General features: G+C 68.7%; 15 protein-coding genes. 6 read left to right on the top strand and 9 right to left on the bottom strand.

Features of this window, described 5'->3' with window-relative positions; translation table 11 throughout:
- Positions 1 to 112: 112 nt before the first annotated feature.
- The 4 genes from HWX08_RS09550 to HWX08_RS09565 all read right to left on the bottom strand — a co-directional run bounded on the left by HWX08_RS09550 (position 113) and on the right by HWX08_RS09565 (position 6,074).
- Complete coding sequence (locus HWX08_RS09550; RefSeq protein ID WP_174921413.1) at positions 113 to 1,615, bottom strand: M81 family metallopeptidase; 1,503 nt, start codon at positions 1,613 to 1,615, stop codon at positions 113 to 115.
- Positions 1,616 to 1,784: 169 nt separating this feature from the next.
- On the bottom strand, positions 1,785 to 3,209 hold the full coding sequence (locus tag HWX08_RS09555; RefSeq protein ID WP_174921414.1) for an aldehyde dehydrogenase family protein: 1,425 nt from the start codon (positions 3,207 to 3,209) through the stop codon (positions 1,785 to 1,787).
- A 36-nt stretch (positions 3,210 to 3,245) separates the two neighbouring features.
- Complete coding sequence (locus HWX08_RS09560; protein ID WP_174921415.1) at positions 3,246 to 4,643, bottom strand: aspartate aminotransferase family protein; 1,398 nt, start codon at positions 4,641 to 4,643, stop codon at positions 3,246 to 3,248.
- 57 nt (positions 4,644 to 4,700) lie between these two features.
- Positions 4,701 to 6,074, bottom strand: a complete 1,374-nt coding sequence (locus tag HWX08_RS09565) for an APC family permease (RefSeq protein ID WP_174921416.1) — start codon at positions 6,072 to 6,074, stop codon at positions 4,701 to 4,703.
- Between the two features lie 251 nt (positions 6,075 to 6,325).
- On the opposite strand from HWX08_RS09565, the gene HWX08_RS09570 reads away from it, so the two are divergent.
- The 5 genes from HWX08_RS09570 (at position 6,326) to HWX08_RS09590 (ending at position 11,480) form a co-directional block, all read left to right on the top strand.
- The gene (locus HWX08_RS09570) at positions 6,326 to 7,420 is read left to right on the top strand and encodes an AraC family transcriptional regulator (protein ID WP_174921417.1); all 1,095 of its coding nucleotides are present in this window, start codon (positions 6,326 to 6,328) and stop codon (positions 7,418 to 7,420) included.
- Positions 7,421 to 8,019: 599 nt separating this feature from the next.
- Positions 8,020 to 8,736, top strand: coding sequence for an ABC transporter permease (locus HWX08_RS09575; RefSeq protein WP_174921418.1), 717 nt, complete (start codon positions 8,020 to 8,022; stop codon positions 8,734 to 8,736).
- Positions 8,733 to 9,644 (top strand): glycine betaine ABC transporter substrate-binding protein, encoded by a 912-nt coding sequence (locus tag HWX08_RS09580; protein ID WP_069258672.1) that lies wholly within the window; start codon positions 8,733 to 8,735, stop codon positions 9,642 to 9,644. Before HWX08_RS09575 ends, HWX08_RS09580 begins: the two co-directional genes overlap by 4 nt.
- Positions 9,645 to 9,654: 10 nt before the next feature.
- Positions 9,655 to 10,308, top strand: coding sequence for an ABC transporter permease (locus HWX08_RS09585; RefSeq protein ID WP_069258673.1), 654 nt, complete (start codon positions 9,655 to 9,657; stop codon positions 10,306 to 10,308).
- A complete protein-coding gene (locus HWX08_RS09590; protein ID WP_174921419.1) occupies positions 10,305 to 11,480 on the top strand; it encodes an ABC transporter ATP-binding protein in 1,176 nt (391 codons plus the stop codon). The genes HWX08_RS09585 and HWX08_RS09590 overlap by 4 nt, the downstream gene beginning before the upstream one ends.
- A 53-nt stretch (positions 11,481 to 11,533) precedes the next feature.
- Here HWX08_RS09590 and HWX08_RS09595 read toward each other — a convergent pair whose 3' ends face one another.
- Complete coding sequence (locus tag HWX08_RS09595) at positions 11,534 to 11,908, bottom strand: S26 family signal peptidase (RefSeq protein ID WP_107311546.1); 375 nt, start codon at positions 11,906 to 11,908, stop codon at positions 11,534 to 11,536.
- Positions 11,909 to 12,165: 257 nt separating this feature from the next.
- Here HWX08_RS09595 and HWX08_RS09600 point away from each other — a divergent pair, with 257 nt between their 5' ends.
- Positions 12,166 to 13,146, top strand: coding sequence for a bifunctional helix-turn-helix transcriptional regulator/GNAT family N-acetyltransferase (locus HWX08_RS09600; protein ID WP_174921464.1), 981 nt, complete (start codon positions 12,166 to 12,168; stop codon positions 13,144 to 13,146).
- A gap of 130 nt (positions 13,147 to 13,276) precedes the next feature.
- On the opposite strand, the gene HWX08_RS09605 is transcribed toward HWX08_RS09600, so the two are convergent.
- The 4 genes from HWX08_RS09605 to HWX08_RS09620 all read right to left on the bottom strand — a co-directional run bounded on the left by HWX08_RS09605 (position 13,277) and on the right by HWX08_RS09620 (position 18,374).
- Positions 13,277 to 14,467 (bottom strand): M20 aminoacylase family protein, encoded by a 1,191-nt coding sequence (locus tag HWX08_RS09605; RefSeq protein WP_069258677.1) that lies wholly within the window; start codon positions 14,465 to 14,467, stop codon positions 13,277 to 13,279.
- A 79-nt stretch (positions 14,468 to 14,546) separates the two neighbouring features.
- A complete protein-coding gene (locus HWX08_RS09610; protein ID WP_085043346.1) occupies positions 14,547 to 15,881 on the bottom strand; it encodes a DUF3100 domain-containing protein in 1,335 nt (444 codons plus the stop codon).
- A gap of 48 nt (positions 15,882 to 15,929) precedes the next feature.
- Entirely contained in the window at positions 15,930 to 17,447 is a 1,518-nt protein-coding gene (locus HWX08_RS09615) for an aldehyde dehydrogenase family protein (protein ID WP_174921420.1), read from the bottom strand.
- A 54-nt stretch (positions 17,448 to 17,501) separates the two neighbouring features.
- Positions 17,502 to 18,374 carry an NAD(P)-dependent oxidoreductase gene (locus HWX08_RS09620; protein ID WP_174921421.1) on the bottom strand — a complete coding sequence of 291 codons (873 nt, stop codon included), beginning with the start codon at positions 18,372 to 18,374 and terminating at the stop codon, positions 17,502 to 17,504.
- Positions 18,375 to 18,510: the final 136 nt, after the last annotated feature.

Genomic DNA, 18,510 nt, shown 5'->3' on the forward strand with positions numbered 1-18,510 from the left:
GGATTGGTTGCGGACGCAATGGATGGCTCGACCCTGCTGCCCGACGGGTCGATGCCATCGCATGATGCCCGAAAGCCGGCGAATCCGGCATCCTTCTCCCGGTTCCTTTCCGTCAATCGTTCCGGTGCGCGCCGCACGGCCACTCGCCGACGTCGTCGAGCGGATAGACGGGCCGCGCGAGCCGCTCGTAGCGGAACAGCCCGTAGTCCGACCCCGTCACGCCGCGGCTGTCGCATTCGACCAGCGCGGCCGCGATCGGCACGAACACCGGCCGACAATACATCCGCGACTTCAGCAGCAGGAAGCGCGCGCGGCGCGGATCGACGCCGACGCTCTCGAACACGCCGAGATCCCACGGCTCCTGCGTGCGCTCGGTGACGACCAGCGTGGCCGCGCCGATATCGAGCACGGCCGTGCGGCCCATGTATGCGCGCTGGCCAGTGTAGGTCGGCCCCGTGATCACGTATTCGCCGTCGGTGAGCGCACGCACGATGCCGGTCGCGCGAAACGGCTCGCGCCGCACGCCGCCGTGCGACGGCATGCGGTTGCCGACCGGTAGCGTGACGCTCGCGCCGACGCCCGCGTCGATCAGCGCCGCGACCGCTTGCGGGTCGCACAGCGGCCCGCTGACGATCCCGTCGAGCCCGTGCGCAAGCGCCGCCTCGAGCAGATCCATCGTGTCGCACGGGCCGCCCGACATGCAGTTGTCGCCGTGATCGAGCATCAGCACGGGACGATCCGCGCCGCGCGCGAGCGTCGCGGCCTGCGCGACCGATTCGCCGAGCGGCGCGCTGCGATAGACGAATGCGTCACGTTCGTCCCAGATCTGCCGCGCGATGCGCTCGGCCACCGCGTCGGCCGCGGCGCGGTCGCCATCGGCCACCACGACCACGCTGATGCACGGCGCCGGAATGTCCGCGAGCGAGAAGCCGGGCAGCACCGATACTGCGAGCATCCCGTCGGCCTCGGCCGCGCGCGCGGCCTCCACCGCGCGCCGCATCGCGCCTTCCGCGCTCGCGCTGCGCAGCGTCGACGTCATCAACGGCGGCTGCCTCCACGCGAGCACCGGCCGCGCGCGGCCGTGCAGCCGGTCGAGCAGCACGCGCGCCGCGTGCTCGCCCGTTTCGTACATGTCGACGTGCGGATAGGTCTTGAAACTGACGATCACGTCCGCGTGATCGATCATCTTCTGCGTGACGTTCGCGTGCAGGTCGAGTGCGACCGCGATCGGCGCATCGGGCAGCGCCGCGCGCACGCGCTCAAGCAGGTCGCCCTCGCCGTCCGCGCTCGCCTCGGCGACCATCGCGCCGTGCAGGTCGAGCATCACCGCGTCGCAGCCGGGCGCGGCCGCGACGATCGCATCGCAGATCGCCGCATACGCGTCCGCCGCGACGGGCCCGCTCGGATTCGCGGCCGCCGACACGGGCGTCACGATCGCGGCGCCTTCGCGCGCGGCCGCGTCGAGAAACGCGGCCATCGCGGTGCGCATCCCGCGATTCGCGCGATACGCGTCGTCGCCCCAGTCGGGGCCGTTGCGGCCGAACGCGGCAAGCGGTGTCGGCACCGGCGAGAACGTGTTGGTCTCGTGGTTCATCCGCGCGATCAGGATCTTCATCGCGCACGCCCCTTCGCGAGCGCCGCCGCATCGTGCATGCCCTCGGTCGTCTCCGTCATCCGCATCGTCGCATTCCTCTCAATCGTTCAGGCGATCCATCGATCCATCGGTGAAAGGCGCGCGGCGCGCCGCAGCACGCCGTCGCCGGGTAGGCGCATCCGCGCGTCGCTCAAGCGTACCCCGTCGTGCCCTTCGTCTCCAGATATTCGACGAGGCCGAACTCCGCGTACTCGCGGCCGTTGCCCGAGCGCTTGTAGCCGCCGAACGGCGCGGCCGGATTCCACGGCGGGTAGTTGATGTGGACGTTACCGACCCGCAGCCGCGCCGCCACCCTGCGCGCACGCTCGACATCCTTCGACTGCACGTACGCCGCGAGCCCGTAGACCGAATCGTTCGCGAGCGCGACGGCTTCGTCCTCGGTGCGGTACGTCATGATCGCGAGCACCGGCCCGAAGATCTCCTCGCGCGCGATCGTCATGTCCGGCGTGACGTTCGAGAAGACCGTCGGCCGCACGTAAAAGCCGTCGCCGAGCCCGTCCGGCCGCCCGGCGCCGCCGGCGACGAGTGTCGCGCCCTCTTCGATCCCGAGCCGGATGAAGTGCTGGATGCGATCGAACTGCGTGCGGCTGACCACCGGCCCGATACCGGTTTCCGTCGAACGCGGATCGCCGACGACCGTGCGTTCCGCCTCCCGCCGCGCGGCCCGCTCCGCCTGCGCGAGATGGTCGACGTGCACGAGCATGCGCGTCGGCGCGTTGCACGACTGGCCGCTGTTGCTGAAACAGCTGCGCACGCCGCGCGTGACCGCATCGTCGATGTCGGCATCGGGCAGGATCAGGTTCGGGCTCTTGCTGCCGAGTTCCTGGTGGACGCGCTTCACCGTATCGGCGGCCGCCTTCGCGACTTCGACACCCGCGCGTGTCGACCCGGTGAACGACACCATGTCGACGTCCGGATGCCGCGACAGCGCGTCGCCCACTTCATGCCCGTAGCCGTGCACGAGGTTGAACACGCCGGGCGGCACGCCGGCTTCGTGCAGGATCTCCGCGAACAGGATCGCGCTGAACGGCGCGATCTCGCTCGGCTTGAGCACCATCGTGCAGCCGGCCGCGAGCGCCGGCGCGACCTTGCACACGATCTGGTTGATCGGCCAGTTCCACGGCGTGATCAGCGCACACACGCCGATCGGTTCGTGCGACACCAGCAGCGAATCGGTCTGCGTACTGAAGCGGAACGACTGCAGCGCGCGGATCGTCTGTTCGAGATGCGCGGTGCCGACCGCGGCCTGCATCGCGCGCGCGAACGCGATCGGCGCGCCCATCTCCTGGCTGATAGTCTGCGCGACCTCCTCGTAGCGGCGCTGGTAGATTTCGAGCACGCGCCGCAGCAGCGCGACGCGCTCGGCCACCGGCCAGCGCGCATACGTGTCGAAGGCCCGCTTCGCCGCGCCGACCGCCTGGTCGGCATCGGCCGCACCGCCGATCCTGAGCTGCGCATACGGCCGCGCGGTGGCCGGGTCGATCACGTCGATCGCCCGCGCATCGGCCGGATCGAGCCACTGGCCGTCGATATAGGATTGTTGCGAGGTTCGCATCGAATGCTCCTGGGGTGTTGGATGCCGGTGTCGCGCTCAGCGCGTCGCGCGTGCGAAGGTGTCGACGAGGATGTCGCGGATCTGCGCGACGAACCAGACGATCTCGTCGCGCGACATCACGAGCGGCGGCGAGAACTGCACGATCGGCGTGCCTTCGTGATCGACGCCTGCGCGGCACAGCAGCCCCGCGTCGAAGATCGCGGGCGCAAGCAGCGTCGACACGAACGTCTGCGCGCTGATGTTTGCCGCCCAGCGCCGCGCGGCCTTGTCGGTCACGAGTTCGAGCGAGTAGTGGTAGCCGTCGCCGCGCACGTCGCCCACGCACGGCAGTTCGAGCAGCCCGTCGAGCGCCTGGCGGAATACCGCTTCGTTATTGCGCACGTTCTCCAGCACCCCTTCGCGCGCCATGATCGCGAGGTTCGCGAGCGCGGCCGTGCACGCGACCGGGTGGCCGCCGTACGTCGCGCCGTGCAGGAACATCTGCTGCGGGCCGTCGAGCACCGTGTCGACGACCGCATCGCTCGCGATCACGCCGCCGAGCGGCACGTAGCCCGACGCGATGCCCTTTGCGAACGTGATGATGTCCGGCTTCAGCCCGTAGCGCGCCGACCCGAAGTATTCGCCGAGCCGGCCGAACCCGCAGATCACTTCGTCCGCAACGAGCAGCACGCCGTGCCGGTCGCAGATGTCGCGCAGCCCGGCCGCATACCCTGCCGGCGGCGTCAGGCTGCCGCCCGCGTTCTGCAGCGGCTCGACGACGATCGCGGCGACGGTGTCCGGCCCTTCCTGAACGATCAGCGACTCGATCTCGTCGAGCAGGTGGCGCGTGAACTGCGCTTCCGTCTCGCCTGCGGGGCGCCCGTAACGCTTCGTGTTGCCCACATGCCGCACGCCCGACATCAGCGGCTCGAAGTGCTTGCGGAAGTTCGTCATCCCGTTCAGCGCGAGTGCGCCGAACGACGTGCCGTGATACGCGACGCGCCGCGCGATGAACTTGCGCCGCTGCGGCTCGCCGCGCGACTGGTGATACTGGCGCACCAGCTTGATCGCCGCTTCGTTCGACTCCGAGCCGCTCGACGTGAAGAACACGCGGTTCAGGCCGTCCGGCGCGAGCGCCGCGAGCTGCTGCGCGAGCCGGATCGCCGGCTCGTGGCCGTAACCCCAGTTGGTCGCGAACGGCAGCCGCACCATCTGCTCGCGGATCGCGTCGCCGATTTCCGCACCGTGGCTGTAGCCGACCTGCACGCAATACAAGCCGGCCAGCCCGTCGAAGTAGCGCTTGCCGTTGCGATCGACGAGCCAGCAGCCTTCGCCGCGGTCGAACACCGTCAGCGCGTGGTCGCGATACGCATCGGCGTGCGTGAAGTGCATCAGCAGGTGGCGTTTGCCGATGGCCTGCAGGTCCGCATCGAGATTGACGTCGAGAGCGTTCATGGATGATTCCTCCTTCAGGGTTTCAGAGCCGGCGGCCGGCGGCCGGCCACCGGTCATTCAATTCATCGACAGCGTCGGCGCCGGACGCGTGAAGCCACGCGTCAGCCACACGAGCTGGCAGAGGCCGAGCACGAGCCAGCCGATGCCGACGTAGAACGTCTGGCGCGACAACCCCGACCACAGCCACACGTTCATTGCAAAGCCGATCGCCGGCATCGCGCCGAACGTGATCCAGCCCGCGAAACGGCGATGCTCGGGCCGGCCCAGATAGCTGCGCATCACGCACAGGTTCACGATCGCGAACGCGACGAGCGCGCCGAAGCTGATCATCGTCGACGCGAGATCGAGCGTGATGAACAGTGCGGACAGCGACACGACGCCGACCGCGAGCGTCGCGCGCACCGGCGTGCGCAGCCGCGCATGCAGATGGCCGAACACGCATTCGGGCAGCACGCGGTCGCGGCCCATCGCGAACAGCACGCGCGTCACGCTCGCCTGCCCGGCCATCGCGCTCGCGAAGCAGCCGGCCACGTACACCGCGACGAAAAACGCCGCCAGCGTGCCGCCGCCGACGCGCCGCATCAGGTCGAGGCTGGCCGAATCGAGATCCTTGAACGCGTGCCAGTCGGGAAACACCACTTGCCCGACGTACGCGATCAGCATGAACAGCGCGCCGCTCGCGAGCGTGCAGAGCAGGATCGCGCGCGGCACCGTGCGCTTCGGCTCGCGCGTTTCCTCCGACAACGTGGTGACCGCATCGAAGCCGAGGAACGACAGGCACAGGATCGCGGAGCCGGCGAAGATCGCGCGCGCATCGCCCGACGACGGCAGCGCAACGGCCATCGACAGCCCTTCGCCGGCCGCGACCCGCGCCGATGCGACGACGAAGATCGCGATGAACACGAGCTGGCTCGCGATCAGGATCAGGTTCACGCGATTGACGAGCCGGATGCCGACGATGTTCAGCCCGGTGATCAGCGCGATGCTGCCGACGATCCACACGCTGGCCGGCACCATCGGGAAAATCTGTTTCATGTAGATGCCGATCGCGAGGTAGCTGATCATCGGGATGAACAGGTAGTCCATCAGCAAGGCCCAGCCGACCATGAAGCCGGCCGACGTACCGAAGTTGCGGCTCGCGAACGTGTAGGCGGAGCCGGCGCTCGGCATCAGCCGCGCCATGTGGCCGTAGCTGCGTGCGGTAAACAGCATCGCGACCAGCGTGACCGCGTACGCGGCCGTCAGGTGCCCGTTCGTCTCGCTCGTGACGATGCCGTAGGTCGTGAATACCGTCATCGGCAGCATGTACGCGAGGCCGAAGATCACCAGCGTCGCGAGGCCGAGCAGGTGCGGCTTGCGGCGGTCGTGCGTCCCGCCGAGGTCGTTCGTCGCGGTGGCCGATGCGGATCGACCCGGGCTGTCGTTGTCCATGCTGTCCTCACGTGGGTGGCGTTCACGGCGTCAACACTCGTTTGCCCGGCGCGGCCGGCGGCGCACGAGTGGAACAAAGTGTGGTGCGCCAAAAAATCGGCCACGAATGAGAAAAGCGGACGTAATGGAGGGATATTTCCGGACATGTTGCCGCGCGTCGCGCCGGCGAGTCATGCATGGTGCTGTGCGGCACTGGCGTTTTCCGGACATTCCGGCTATGTTCTACGCGACCCCATCGCCCCGCCAGCACCATGAACCGCCGCGCCCATCCAGACCAGAGCCGCGCCGAACGCCGCCTGCGTTCGTCGCTCGGCCTCGCGCGTCCGGCCGGGCGCCAGGAGGACATTCCCGCCACCGTCCACGCGATCGCGGTCGCGCTCGACGAGTGCCGCGTGCGGCATATCGACGGCGCCGCGCTGCTCGAAGGCACGGGGCTCGGCGCGGACGAAGTCGCGTCGCCGAACCTGCACGTGAATCGCGGCCAGGAGCAGCGTTGCTTTCGCAACCTGCTGCGGTGCAGCGGCGTGCCGTCGATCGGGCTGTCGATCGGCGCGCGGCTGCACGTGTCGACGCTCGGCCTCGCCGGCTACGCGATGCTGATCAGCGGCTCCGTGCTGCAGGCATTCCGGTGCATGAGCCAGTTTCCGCTGTTCATGGGGCTGTATTTCGACGTGCGCGTCGACGCGCACGAAGGCGGCATGAGCGTGACCATCAGCCGCTACAACGGCGAGCCCGACCTCGAGGTATTCCAGGTCGACATGTGCCTGTCGAGCCTGCGGCTGATCGTATCCGACCTCGTCGGCAAGCCGGTGTGGCCCGCGCAGTTGCAGCTCGCCCGCCGCACGCCGCGCAACGCGGCCGACTACGCCAGCCACTTCGGCTGCCCGGTCGTGTTCAACGCGGGCGACAACCGTCTCGTGTTCACGTCCGTGAACGGCACGGAAGCGCCGCGCCTCGCGAACGAAGTCAGCTTCAACGCGCTGCACGGCCAGTGCGAGGTGCTCGAACGGCAGTGGGCCGCGTCGGTCGGCACGCGCTTCGCCGACCGCGCGAAGGAACTGATGGCGCGCGACCTCACACGTTTCAAGTCGATGACGTCGCTCGCGCGCGCACTGCATCTGACGGAACGCACGCTGCGCAGGCGGCTCGACAAGGACGGCATCACGTTTCAGTCGCTGCTCGACGACGTGCGCCGCGACGAAGCCGTGCGCCTGCTCGACGACCCCACGCTGACGGTCGCCGCGATCGCCGAACGGCTCGGCTACAGCGAGCCGCGCAGCTTCCGTCACGCGTACCGGCGCTGGACCGGCAGGACGCCGCGCGCGGACGCGGCGGGCGACGCATGAACCGGACGCGCTAGCGCTTCGACGACGCATGCGGCCAGACCGGCCGGATCATCGGTATCCAGACCACATCGTTACCTCATGATTCGCATATCGAATCATTTTCCTCGGCACGCGGCGCGATCCTCATCGCGATCACCGCTTGACCGGCTACGCATCGCCGCGATCGCTCCCCCCGGTAGACGCGATCCATCGATTGTTCTATACTCGCCCCAACTTCATCACAAAACGCATGATCTCGTGCGCAACGTGATGCCATTTCGCACTTCGTTGCGCATGCATCCGTTTCGCCACGTCAAAGGGGCCTCCGGCCCCAGCGGTCGGTTTCGAGCCGCCCGCATCCATGCCGTCTTCACAGGACGGTGCCCTGCTCGAACGCGCCTCGCCGTTACGGCGCCGCCGGGCTGAACATGACAATCAGACGAACGCAGCATTGCGTTCACTCGACCGCCAGTCGCACCTCGTTGCGGCCGGCAGGACTGTTTCCGTCAGTTCAAATCGCGGCCATGCCGGGATCACGAACTTCCATCGCGGCGCCATCCGGCGTCCACGCGGCGCGCGCCTGCGCGTGTGCCGCACCGAGATCGAGGAGGCGTATCTACATGACTCGACGCACTGTCCAGCTGGTGGGCAGCCTGATGGCCATCATCCTGGTCGGATGGGCTTTGGTGCGCGGTATCGGCGCCGACACGTTCCGCCAGCGCGCGGACGATCTCGCGTACTACGCGGGCCAGCACATGCTGCTGGTCTTCTATTCGATGGCGCTGGCCATCGTCGTGGGCGTGCCGGCCGGCGTGCTGCTGAGCCGCCCGCGGTTTCAGCATCAGGCCGAGCGCTTCATGCAGGTGTTCAACATCGGCAACACGATCCCTTCTCTCGCGGTGCTGGCCATCGCGCTCGGCATCTTCGGGATCGGCAACGTGCCCGCGATCGTCGCGCTGTTCCTCGCGTCGCTGCTGCCCGTCACGCGCAATGCGTACGAAGGCATGAAGAACGTGCCGGCCGCGCTGCGCGAAGCGGCCAAAGGCATCGGCATGACGGGCTGGCAGTCGCTCGTGCGCGTGGAATTGCCCAATGCGCTGCCGATCATCGTCGGCGGCGTGCGCACCGCGCTCGCGATCAACGTCGGCACCGCGCCGCTCGCGTACCTGATCGGCGCGGACAGCCTCGGCTCGCTGATCTTCCCCGGCATCTACCTCGACAACCAGCCGCTGCTGCTGCTCGGCGCGTCGCTCACCGCGATCCTCGCGCTCGTGCTGGACGGCATCGTCGCGGCCGGCAGCCGCCACTGGCTCGCACGCCACGGAGGAACGGCATGATGCTTCACCGCACCCTTCGATATCTCGCACGCCTGTGCGCCGCCGGCGCGCTGTGCGTCGCGGCCGGCACGCCCGCATTCGCCGCGAAGCTCGTGCTCGGTGCAAAGAACTTCACCGAGCAATACGTGCTCGCGGAGCTCACGTCGCAGTACCTGCGCTCGCGCGGCTACGACGTGGAAGTCCGCTCGGGCCTCGGCAGCACGCTCGCGCGCAGTGCGCTGGAAAACGGCCAGTTCGACCTGATGTGGGATTACACGGGCACGGCCGCGCTGGTCTACAACAAGATCCAGGACAAGCTGTCGCCCGAAGACATGTACCGGCGCGTCAAGGCGCTCGACGTGCCGCGCGGGCTCGTGTGGCTCGACGCGTCGCCGCTCAACGACACCTACGCGATCGGCCTGCCGAGCCAGCTCGCGCAGGCGACCGGCATCCGCACCGTATCGCAGCTCGCCGAGCACCTGAAGACCGATCCGGCCGCGAAGCATTACGTATTCGGCATGGACGCGGAATTCGCGAACCGCCCCGACGGCCTGAAGCCGCTGCTCGCCGCCTACGGGATGCAGTTCAGCCGCGCGCAGTTGAAGCAGATGGACCCTGGGCTCGTCTACACGGCGCTGCACAACAACCAGCTGAAGATCGGCCTCGTCTACACGACCGACGGGCGCGTGAAGGGCTTCGGCATCGTGCCGCTCGAGGACGACAAGCACTTCTTCCCGCCGTACAACGCGACGCCCGTGGTGCGCAAGGGCACGCTCGAGCGCAACCCGAAGCTCGCGGCGCAGCTCAACGCGCTGTCGGCCGCGCTCGACAACGACGCGATGCAGGCGATGGCGAAGGCGGTCGACCTCGACGGCAAGTCGCCGCGCGACGTCGCCGACGCGTTCCTGCGCACCCATTCGCTACCGTGAAGGAGACCCGATGAGCGTATTCGACTATCTCGCATCGAGCTGGCCCGAGCTGCTGCAGCTCACGCTGCAGCACGTGTGGCTCGTCGCGATCGCCGTGGGCTGCGCGATCGTCGCGGGCGTACCGCTCGGCATCCTGATCAATCGCCACGACTGGCTCGCCGGCCCGCTGCTCGGCGTCGCGACCCTCGTGCTCACGCTGCCGTCCATCGCGCTGTTCGGCCTGATGATCCCGATCTTCTCGCGCTTCGGCCAGGGTATCGGCGCCGCGCCCGCGATCACGGCCGTGTTCCTGTACTCGCTGCTGCCGATCATGCGCAACACCTACCTGGCGCTGCACAACGTCGATGCGGGCATCAAGGAAGCGGGCACCGGCATCGGCATGACCGCGTGGCAGCGCCTGCGCCTCGTCGAACTGCCGCTGGCGGTGCCGGTGATTCTTGCGGGCGTGCGCACCGCGGTCGTGATGAACATCGGCGTGATGACGATCGCCGCCGTGGTCGGCGCGGGCGGGCTCGGCACGCTGATCCTGCGCGCGATCGGCCAGAGCAGCATGATGAAACTGCTGGTGGGCGCGGTGCTCGTGAGCCTGCTCGCGATCGTCGCCGACCGGCTGCTGCAGATCCTGCAGCGTGCATTGACACCGAAGGGAGTGCAGAAGACATGATCGAACTCGACCAACTGACCAAGACCTTCACGCGCAAGGACGGCCAGGCCGTACGCGCGGTCGACTCGGTGAGCCTGTCGGTGCCCGAGGGAGAAATCTGCGTGTTTCTCGGCCCGTCGGGCTGCGGCAAGACCACCACGCTGAAGATGATCAACCGGCTCATCGCCGCCACTTCGGGCCGCGTGCTCATCAACGGCGAGGACACGGCGGGGCTCGACGAAGTCGACCTGCGGCGCCACATCGGCTACGTGATCCAGCAGATCGGCCTGTTCCCGAACATGACGATCGAGGAAAACATCACCGTCGTGCCGCGCCTGCTCGGCTGGGACAAGAAGCGCTGCGCCGAACGCGCGCGCGACCTGATGTCGATGGTCGCGCTCGATCCGAAGCTGTACCTGAAACGCTATCCGCGCGAGCTGTCGGGCGGGCAGCAGCAGCGCATCGGCGTGATTCGCGCGCTGGCCGCCGACCCGCCCGTGCTGCTGATGGACGAGCCGTTCGGCGCGGTCGACCCGATCAATCGCGAATCGATCCAGAACGAGTTCTTCCAGATGCAGCGGCAACTGAACAAGACCGTGATCATGGTCAGCCACGATATCGACGAAGCGATCAAGCTCGGCGATCGCATCGCCGTGTTCCGGCGCGGCCGGCTCGTGCAATACGATCATCCCGACACGTTGCTCGCACGCCCGCGCGACGAATTCGTCGCGCAGTTCGTGGGCCAGGACAGCACGCTCAAGCGCCTGCTGCTCGTGAAGGCCGGCGACGCCGCCACGCAGCCCGAAACGGCCCGGGTCGAGACGCCGCTCGCGCATGCGCTGGCGGTGATGGACGAAACCGACTGCCGCTACCTGACCGTGCTCGACGACGCGGGCCGCGCGCTCGGCTACGTGACGCGCCGCGCGGCACGCACCGACGGCGGCGTGTGCGGCGAACGCGTGACGCCGTTCCCGGCGGGCGTCGCGGCGGACGACAACCTGCGCATCGTGCTGTCGAAGATGTACCAGTACAGCGCGTCGTGGATGCCGGTGCTCGACCCGGACGGCGTGTGGCTCGGCGAGATCACGCAGGACTCGATCGCCGCGTACCTGAGCTCGGGCCGCTCGCGCCGGCAAACGGGCCAGCCGCCCGGCAGTCCTGTCGAAGCGGTCGCGGCAACCGCCCCGCACTGAGCCGTTTGCGGGCCGGTGCGTCGGTGCACCGGCTGCGGGACTCGAACCGGGACTCAGCGCACCGGCGTGCGGACTTTCCCGTCGACCTTCAGCGTGCGGCGGTCGTGCGCGGCTTCGTATTCGACCGTCTGCGCGGGCGTGACGGCACCGTACGATCGGCCGTTCACGTAGACGGTGCCGCCGCGCAGCTCGACCCGGTCGCCGTCGACCGTCGCGGTGGCCCGTTCGCCCTGCAGCACCGCGCCCGAACAACCGGCGGTCGAAAAGCTGCGCACCGACGTGCCCGGCATCGCGGCGATCCCGCCTTGCTCCGTCACCTGCGCCGCGCTGCAAGGCGGCGCATCCAGACTGCCGGCAGCGTAGACCGCGCCGGCGCTGATCCCGCATCCGGCAAGCAACGCAATCGTCATCGGCTTCAGATTGTTCATGGTGCGCTCCGTTGTCCGCGGCCGCGGATCGATGACCGGCCGACGCCCTCGCTCGAATTGCATGGCAGGCCGGCCGGATACACCCAGTATGCGTCCGATTCGCGGCGCGCCGCCATTGGCGCCAGTACCACTCCGGCCCTCGCGATACGCCGCCGCCGGCCTTCGGAAGCAGCGCCCCGATCCCATGAAAATCCACCTTGCTCAAGTTGCGACCCGCAACTATTATTGATTGCGATCCGCAACCTTTCGGGCCCACCATGGACCTCATCGACGCTCCCGCGAAGCCTCGCGACGCCACCATCCTCGAGCTGCGCGACTTCTCCCGCAAACTGGTTCGCGAGCTCGGCTTCATGCGCGCGACGCTGGCCGACAGCGACTGGGCGCCTTCGGCCGTGCACGCGATCCTCGAGATCGGGACGTCGCCCGGCATCAACGCCCGCGATCTGGCCAACATCCTGCGGCTGGACAAATCGAACACGAGCCGGCAACTCGCGCGGCTCGAGGCGGCCGGTATCGTCGAACGGCGCGTGTCGAGCGACGATGCGCGCGCGACCGAGCTGTACCTGACCGCCGACGGCAAAAAGCTCCAGAAAAGAATCGACACGTTCGCGACGGATCAGGTGTCGAATGCATTGCGCCGCATGATGCCGGCCGATCAGCAGGCGCTGCTGCGCTCGCTCGCGCTGTATGCCGATGCCCTCGCACGGGACAACGCCGCGAAGGCGCCCGCCGCGGCGCCCGATGCGCCGTCGATTCGCGAAGGCTACCAGCCGGGCTGCATCGGCGATATCGCGAGCCTTCACGCGCGCTTTTATTCGGAGCACTGGGGATTCGGCGCCTTTTTCGAAAAGCAGGTGGCGACCGGACTGGCCGAATTCGCCGGCAGGCTGCCGGCCGACGGCAAGACACTCTGGCTGTGCCAGGAAGAAGGGCGGACACTCGCGTCGCTCGCCATCGACGGCGATCCGGCAACGGGCGTCGCGCACCTGCGCTGGTTCATCGTGAACGGTGCGTTGCGCGGGTCAGGCGTCGGCCGCCGGCTCATGACGGAAGCCATGCGCTTCGTCGACGCGCACCGGTTTCGCGAGACCTACCTGTGGACGTTCAAGGGGCTGGATGCGGCGCGCCATCTGTACGAGTCGTTCGGCTTCACGCTGACGAGCGAAGCCGCGGGCACGCAATGGGGAACCGAGGTGATCGAGCAGCGTTTCAGCCGGCCGGGGCCGTCGGGCGGTTAACCGGTCCCGAGCCGGATGTCATCGAGTGTGCGCTGCCCATCCCGCTCCCCGGCAAGCAACTGAAAGAACGTATTCCACGAGCGCCACCGATACCGGGATCACCCCGGCGGCGCTCGCCAGTCCCGAACCCCTACCGCCCCAACACCCGCTCCACCAGCCTCACGAAATAACTCGCCCCCACCGGCAGCAACGCATCGTTGAAGTCGTAACTGGCGTTATGCAGCAGGCAAGGCCCGCCGCCATGCCCATGCACTCGATGGTCGCCTACCCCGTTCCCGAGGAATGCATAACAACCCGGCTTCTCGCGCAGCATGAACGAGAAGTCCTCCGCCGCCATGGTCGGATCGACGGCGGCATTCACATGCGCGTCGCCCACCAGCTCGCGCATCACCGCCACCGCCACGGCCGTCTGCTCGGCGTCGTTCACGGTAGCCGGATACTGGCGCTCGAAATCCACGTCGCTCTCGCAATCGAAAGCCGCGGCCGTCGCGGCCACCACGGCGCGCATGCGCGTCTCGATCAGGTCGAGCGTCGCATCGGAGAAAGTCCGCACCGTGCCGCCGAGCCACGCATCGGTCGGCACCACGTTCATCGCCTCGCCCGCATGCACCTGCGTGACCGACAGCACCGCGCCGTCGATCGGATTCCGGTTGCGCGTGACGATCCCCTGCAGGGCGTTCAGCACCTGCCCCGCCGCGAATACCGGATCGCGGCCCAGATGCGGCATGGCCGCGTGGCAGCCGGCACCGCGCAAGTTGATCCGGAACAGGCTGGTCGACGCCATCAGCGGCCCCGGCCGCACCGCGAAATCGCCGGCCGCGATGCCGGGCCAGTTGTGCAGCCCGAACACGGCATCCACCGGGAAGCGCTCGAACAGGCCGTCCTCGATCATCGCGCGCGCGCCGCCGCCCGACTCCTCGGCCGGCTGGAAGAACAGCTGCACGGTGCCGTCGAACTCGCCGTGGCGCGCCAGATGGCGCGCAGCCCCCAGCAGCATGGCGGTATGCCCGTCGTGGCCGCACGCATGCATCGCGCCGGGCACCGTCGAACGATGCGCGAACGTGTTGGCCTCCTGCACGGGCAGCGCATCCATGTCGGCGCGCAGGCCGATCGCGCGCGCGCTGCCGCCGCGCTTCAACGTGCCGACCACGCCGGTGCGGCCGACGCCGCGCGTGACGGCATAACCCCATTGCTCGAGCCGCTCGGCAACGAGTTCGGCGGTGCGGAACACGTCGTAGCCCACCTCGGGATGGGCATGGATATCGCGGCGTATCGCCGTCAGTTCGTCGGCGTGCGCGACGATGGAATCGATCAGTTTCATGCGGATAGAAGCGCTTTTGTCGGTCGTCACGACGCGGCGGCGTGCCGGTCCATGCCGGCCGCCGCCGCGCCGCGAGGCATCAGATATGGAACAGCTGCGCCACCAGGGTCGCGCCGATGAAGGTGCCGGCATTGGCCACGAAGGACACCAGCACGATGCGCCAGCCGAGCCGGCGAAAGGCCGGGATGTCCTTGGCGATCGACAGCCCCGCGAACACCAGCATCGGCGTGGTGACCCCGAGGAAATCGTTGTGCGAGCTGAGCGCGGCGATCTGCGACGCCCACGGGCACCACGGCGAGGTCAGGAACATCGCCACCACCGACACCCAGCAGACCGCCGGAATCCGCCGCCCCGTCACGCGCGCCAGCGCATCGCCGACGATCGTCGCGCACACCATGATCGCGATTCCCGGCAGTCCCGCCAGCGGTGTCGTGCCGTGCGCGATCCAGTCGCACACCAGCGCCATCGCGGCCGTCACGATCCAGGCCAGCAGCTTGCCGCCGTAGCCGAGCGCGGGCGCCTCGGTCCGCACGTCGCCCAGCGACGGGCTCGCCGCTTCGGGCTGCGCCGATGCCTTGGTGGTGCGGCCGATCAGCGGCTCCAGCACGCGATAGCCCCAGACCGCGAGCGGCAGCGAGATGAACAGCGTGAAGTAGGTACCGATGGTGGTGGTGATCAGGTTGCTGGCCGCGGCGAAGGCGAGTACCGATTTCGCCGTCTCCGGGTCCTGCTGCGCGGCGATCGCGCCCGAGGCGGCCGCCATCATGCTGCCCGAGCCGACACCCGAGCCCATCGCCAGCGCGAGCGGATCGAAGATGCCGAGGCTGCTCACGAAACCCGCGAACACGGCGATGAACACCGCGCCGAACACGGTGCCGGTCAGGTACTCGGCCAGCACGCCGCGGCCCTCGGCCGAATCCATGCCGTACTTCTCGCCGATGATCGCCAGGCTCGGCTCGCGGCCCACCGAGAAGGTCGCGCCGATCGCCTCGCGCTTGATGCCGAGCAGCAACGCGAGCGGCAGGCCGAGAAGGATGGTCCCGACGAAGTGGCCGAATTCCTGAAAGGCCAGCGCCCAGCCCGCCGACGCCAGCTTGGGCAGCGCGCTGCCCACCATCAGCCCGAGCTTCGAGACGAACAGCAGCAGCGCCGGCTGCAGGATCGCGGCCGCGAAGAACTGGTCGGGCACGCTCAGGCGCGCGCTGCTGTTCCAGCGCGCGCTGGCCAGCCCCACCGCGGCGCCGAGCAGCAGCGCCCAGATCATCGGCAGCAGCACGACCTTGCCCGGTCCGAGCTTGAACGTGAACGAGCCGATCCATTCGGCAACCAGCAGGATGCCGGCCGCGTAAAGCAACACCTTGGCGGTGGCCGCGCCGCCCAGCTCGCGGCGTTCGATACCCAGTGCGTGTTCCATGACGAGTCTCCCCTTGAAGCCCGGCTGCCGTCGAATGCGGGCCGGTGATTACAGATAACCGAACGCGGTGGGCGGCGCTTCGGCCGTCTCGACCCACACGCTCTTGGTCTGCGTGTATTCGTACAGCGCCTCGACCCCGCTCGAACGGCCGTAGCCGCTCATGCCGTAGCCGCCGAACGGCGAAGCCACGTTGATGGTCTTGTAGCCGTTGACCCAGAAGGTGCCGGCATTCACCTGCGCGGCCACGCGATGCGCGCGCGCCACGTCGGTGGTCCACGCCGCGCCGGCCAGGCCGAAATCGGTGTCGTTGGCGATCGCGATCGCCTCCTCCTCGGTGTCGAACGGGATCGCGGCCACCACCGGCCCGAAGATCTCGGTGCGCGCCACCTCCATCGCGTTCGACACGCCGGCCAGCACGGTGGGCGCCACGAAGTAGCCGCCGCGGCCCTCCCCGACGCGCTCGGCGGAGCCGCTGGCCAGCGTGGCGCCGGCCGCCACGCCGCGTTCGATCATCGACATCACGTGGTCGTACTGCTTGCGATTGTTGATCGGGCCCACCTCGGTCGCATCGTCGAGCGGCGCGCCGACGCGGATCTTCTTCGCGCCGGCCGCCACCATCGCGACGAAGTCGTCGTACACCGCGCGCTGCACCAGCAGACGCGAGCCGGCCACGCAGCTCTGGCCCGCGCCGGCGAAGATCGCCGCCTGCGCGGTCAACGCCGCGCGCTTGAGGTCGGCATCGGCAAACACGATATTGGCCGACTTGCCGCCCAGCTCCAGCACGCAGGGCAGCACGCGGCGCGCGGCGGCCTCGGCGATGCGCGCGCCGGTGGCCGGCGAGCCGACGAACACCACCTTGCTCACCACGCGATGCGCGATCGCGGCCTGCCCGGCCGTGTGACCGAAGCCGGCCAGCACGTTGACCAGGCCGCGCGGCAGCCCGGCCCCTTCGCCGAGCCTCGCGACCGCCAGCGACGTGAAGGGCGTCAGCTCCGACGGCTTGAGCAGCACGCCGTTGCCCATCGCCACCGCGGGCGCCACCTGCCAGCCGCAGGTGAACACCGGCGCGTTCCAGGGCGTGATCTGCAGCACCACGCCGGCCGGCTCGCGCCGCGTGTAGTTCAGGTGCGAGGTCGGCACCGGGATCACGCTGCCGTAGAACTTGTCGGTCCAGCCCGCGTAATATTCGAACATCTCGGCGACCTTGGCCGCCTCGCCCCGGCAGTCGCGGATCGGCTTGCCCGAGCCCAGCGCTTCCAGCCGCGCGATCGCCTCGGCCTCGGCGCGGATCGCGCGCGCCACCTCCTGCATCACGCGGCCGCGCGCGGCATGCGTGAGTGCCCACCATTCGCGCTGTGCGCGGTGCGCGCTTTCGGCGGCATGGTCGATCACGGCTGCGCCGGCGTCGCGATACGCGAGCGTGGCCTCGCCCGTCGCCGCATCGTAAAGCTGGATCGTGTCGCCCTGGCCGGCGACGAGTTCGCCGTCGATATACGAGCCGATCGTGGCGGCACCGGGGAAGAAATGCGCGAAAGCGGCGAGCAACTGGTCTGCGTGCTGAGTCATGTCAGGTTTCCGTATCTGTGGGTCGAGCGGGATCGTGGCGCGGGCTGCCCGGTCTCAGGCGGGGTCGAGAAAGTCGACGATGCGGTTGAAGTCCTCGCCGTCGGCGACGGCCCCCTCGCTGGCGGCCCATACGCGCGCGGCCTCGCGCGCCACCGGTGCAATGCTGTCGAATTGATCCAGCAGGCCCAGTGCGAGCCGCACGTCCTTGCGCATCAACTTCATCGTGAAACCGGAATCGAACTTGCCGTTGAAGATCCAGGTCGGGTAGTTGGTCAGCGTCGCGCTGTTGCGGCCGGAGCCGCCGTTGAGCGCCTCGACCAGCTTTTCCGGATCGACGCCGGCCGCGCGCGCGGTGCGCACCGCCTCGCTGGCGACCAGCAGGTGCACGCCGGTCAGCAGATTGTTGAGCAGCTTGGTGACGTGGCCGGCGCCCACCGGGCCCACGTGCACGCGCTTGGCGCTGATCGCCGCGAGAATCGGCTCGATGGCCGCGATATCGCTGTCCGAGCCGCCCAGCACCATGGTCATGGTGGCGGTGGCCGCGCCCTTCGGGCCGCCGCTCACCGGGCCGTCGACGAAGCCGATGCCGCGCTCGGCCAGCGCCGCGGCCACGCGTCGCGTGCTGTCCGGATCCGCCGTGGTGGTGTCGATCACGATCGTGCCCGGTCTTGCGTTCTCGAGCACGCCGCCTGCGCCCAGCACCACCGCCTCGACCACCGCCGACGTCGGCAGCGACAGCAGCAGCACGTCGGCGTCGCGCGCAATCTCGGCCACCGAATCGCGCGCCGACAGTCCCACCTGTTCGGCCAACGCGAGCGCCACACCGGGCGCCGCGTCGTAGCCGAGCACCGTGTAGTCGCCGCGTCGCAGCGACCCCGCCATGCCGCGCCCCATGTTACCCAGACCGATCACGCCCACCGTTTTCATCCGACGACTCCGTTAGCTGTTGGTTCGAGGCCGGCGCGCCAGCTTGCGCACGCCTTGCATGGTCACGATGTTCGGTCGGGCAATCCGTATAATCAATCAACGCCAATATTGAGTTTGTTCTCTTTTTTAGAACACC

The organism is Burkholderia metallica (assembly GCF_902832845.1).
GTDB lineage: Bacteria > Pseudomonadota > Gammaproteobacteria > Burkholderiales > Burkholderiaceae > Burkholderia > Burkholderia metallica.

Bases quoted from the DNA above. Each gene is read 5' to 3' on its own strand.
- HWX08_RS09550 (WP_174921413.1), bottom strand. From the start codon at position 1,615: ATGAAGATCCTGATCGCGCGGATGAACCACGAGACCAACACGTTCTCG.
- HWX08_RS09555 (WP_174921414.1), bottom strand. From the start codon at position 3,209: ATGCGAACCTCGCAACAATCCTATATCGACGGCCAGTGGCTCGATCCG.
- HWX08_RS09560 (WP_174921415.1), bottom strand. From the start codon at position 4,643: ATGAACGCTCTCGACGTCAATCTCGATGCGGACCTGCAGGCCATCGGC.
- HWX08_RS09565 (WP_174921416.1), bottom strand. From the start codon at position 6,074: ATGGACAACGACAGCCCGGGTCGATCCGCATCGGCCACCGCGACGAAC.
- HWX08_RS09570 (WP_174921417.1), top strand. From the start codon at position 6,326: ATGAACCGCCGCGCCCATCCAGACCAGAGCCGCGCCGAACGCCGCCTG.
- HWX08_RS09575 (WP_174921418.1), top strand. From the start codon at position 8,020: ATGACTCGACGCACTGTCCAGCTGGTGGGCAGCCTGATGGCCATCATC.
- HWX08_RS09580 (WP_069258672.1), top strand. From the start codon at position 8,733: ATGATGCTTCACCGCACCCTTCGATATCTCGCACGCCTGTGCGCCGCC.
- HWX08_RS09585 (WP_069258673.1), top strand. From the start codon at position 9,655: ATGAGCGTATTCGACTATCTCGCATCGAGCTGGCCCGAGCTGCTGCAG.
- HWX08_RS09590 (WP_174921419.1), top strand. From the start codon at position 10,305: ATGATCGAACTCGACCAACTGACCAAGACCTTCACGCGCAAGGACGGC.
- HWX08_RS09595 (WP_107311546.1), bottom strand. From the start codon at position 11,908: ATGAACAATCTGAAGCCGATGACGATTGCGTTGCTTGCCGGATGCGGG.
- HWX08_RS09600 (WP_174921464.1), top strand. From the start codon at position 12,166: ATGGACCTCATCGACGCTCCCGCGAAGCCTCGCGACGCCACCATCCTC.
- HWX08_RS09605 (WP_069258677.1), bottom strand. From the start codon at position 14,467: ATGAAACTGATCGATTCCATCGTCGCGCACGCCGACGAACTGACGGCG.
- HWX08_RS09610 (WP_085043346.1), bottom strand. From the start codon at position 15,881: ATGGAACACGCACTGGGTATCGAACGCCGCGAGCTGGGCGGCGCGGCC.
- HWX08_RS09615 (WP_174921420.1), bottom strand. From the start codon at position 17,447: ATGACTCAGCACGCAGACCAGTTGCTCGCCGCTTTCGCGCATTTCTTC.
- HWX08_RS09620 (WP_174921421.1), bottom strand. From the start codon at position 18,374: ATGAAAACGGTGGGCGTGATCGGTCTGGGTAACATGGGGCGCGGCATG.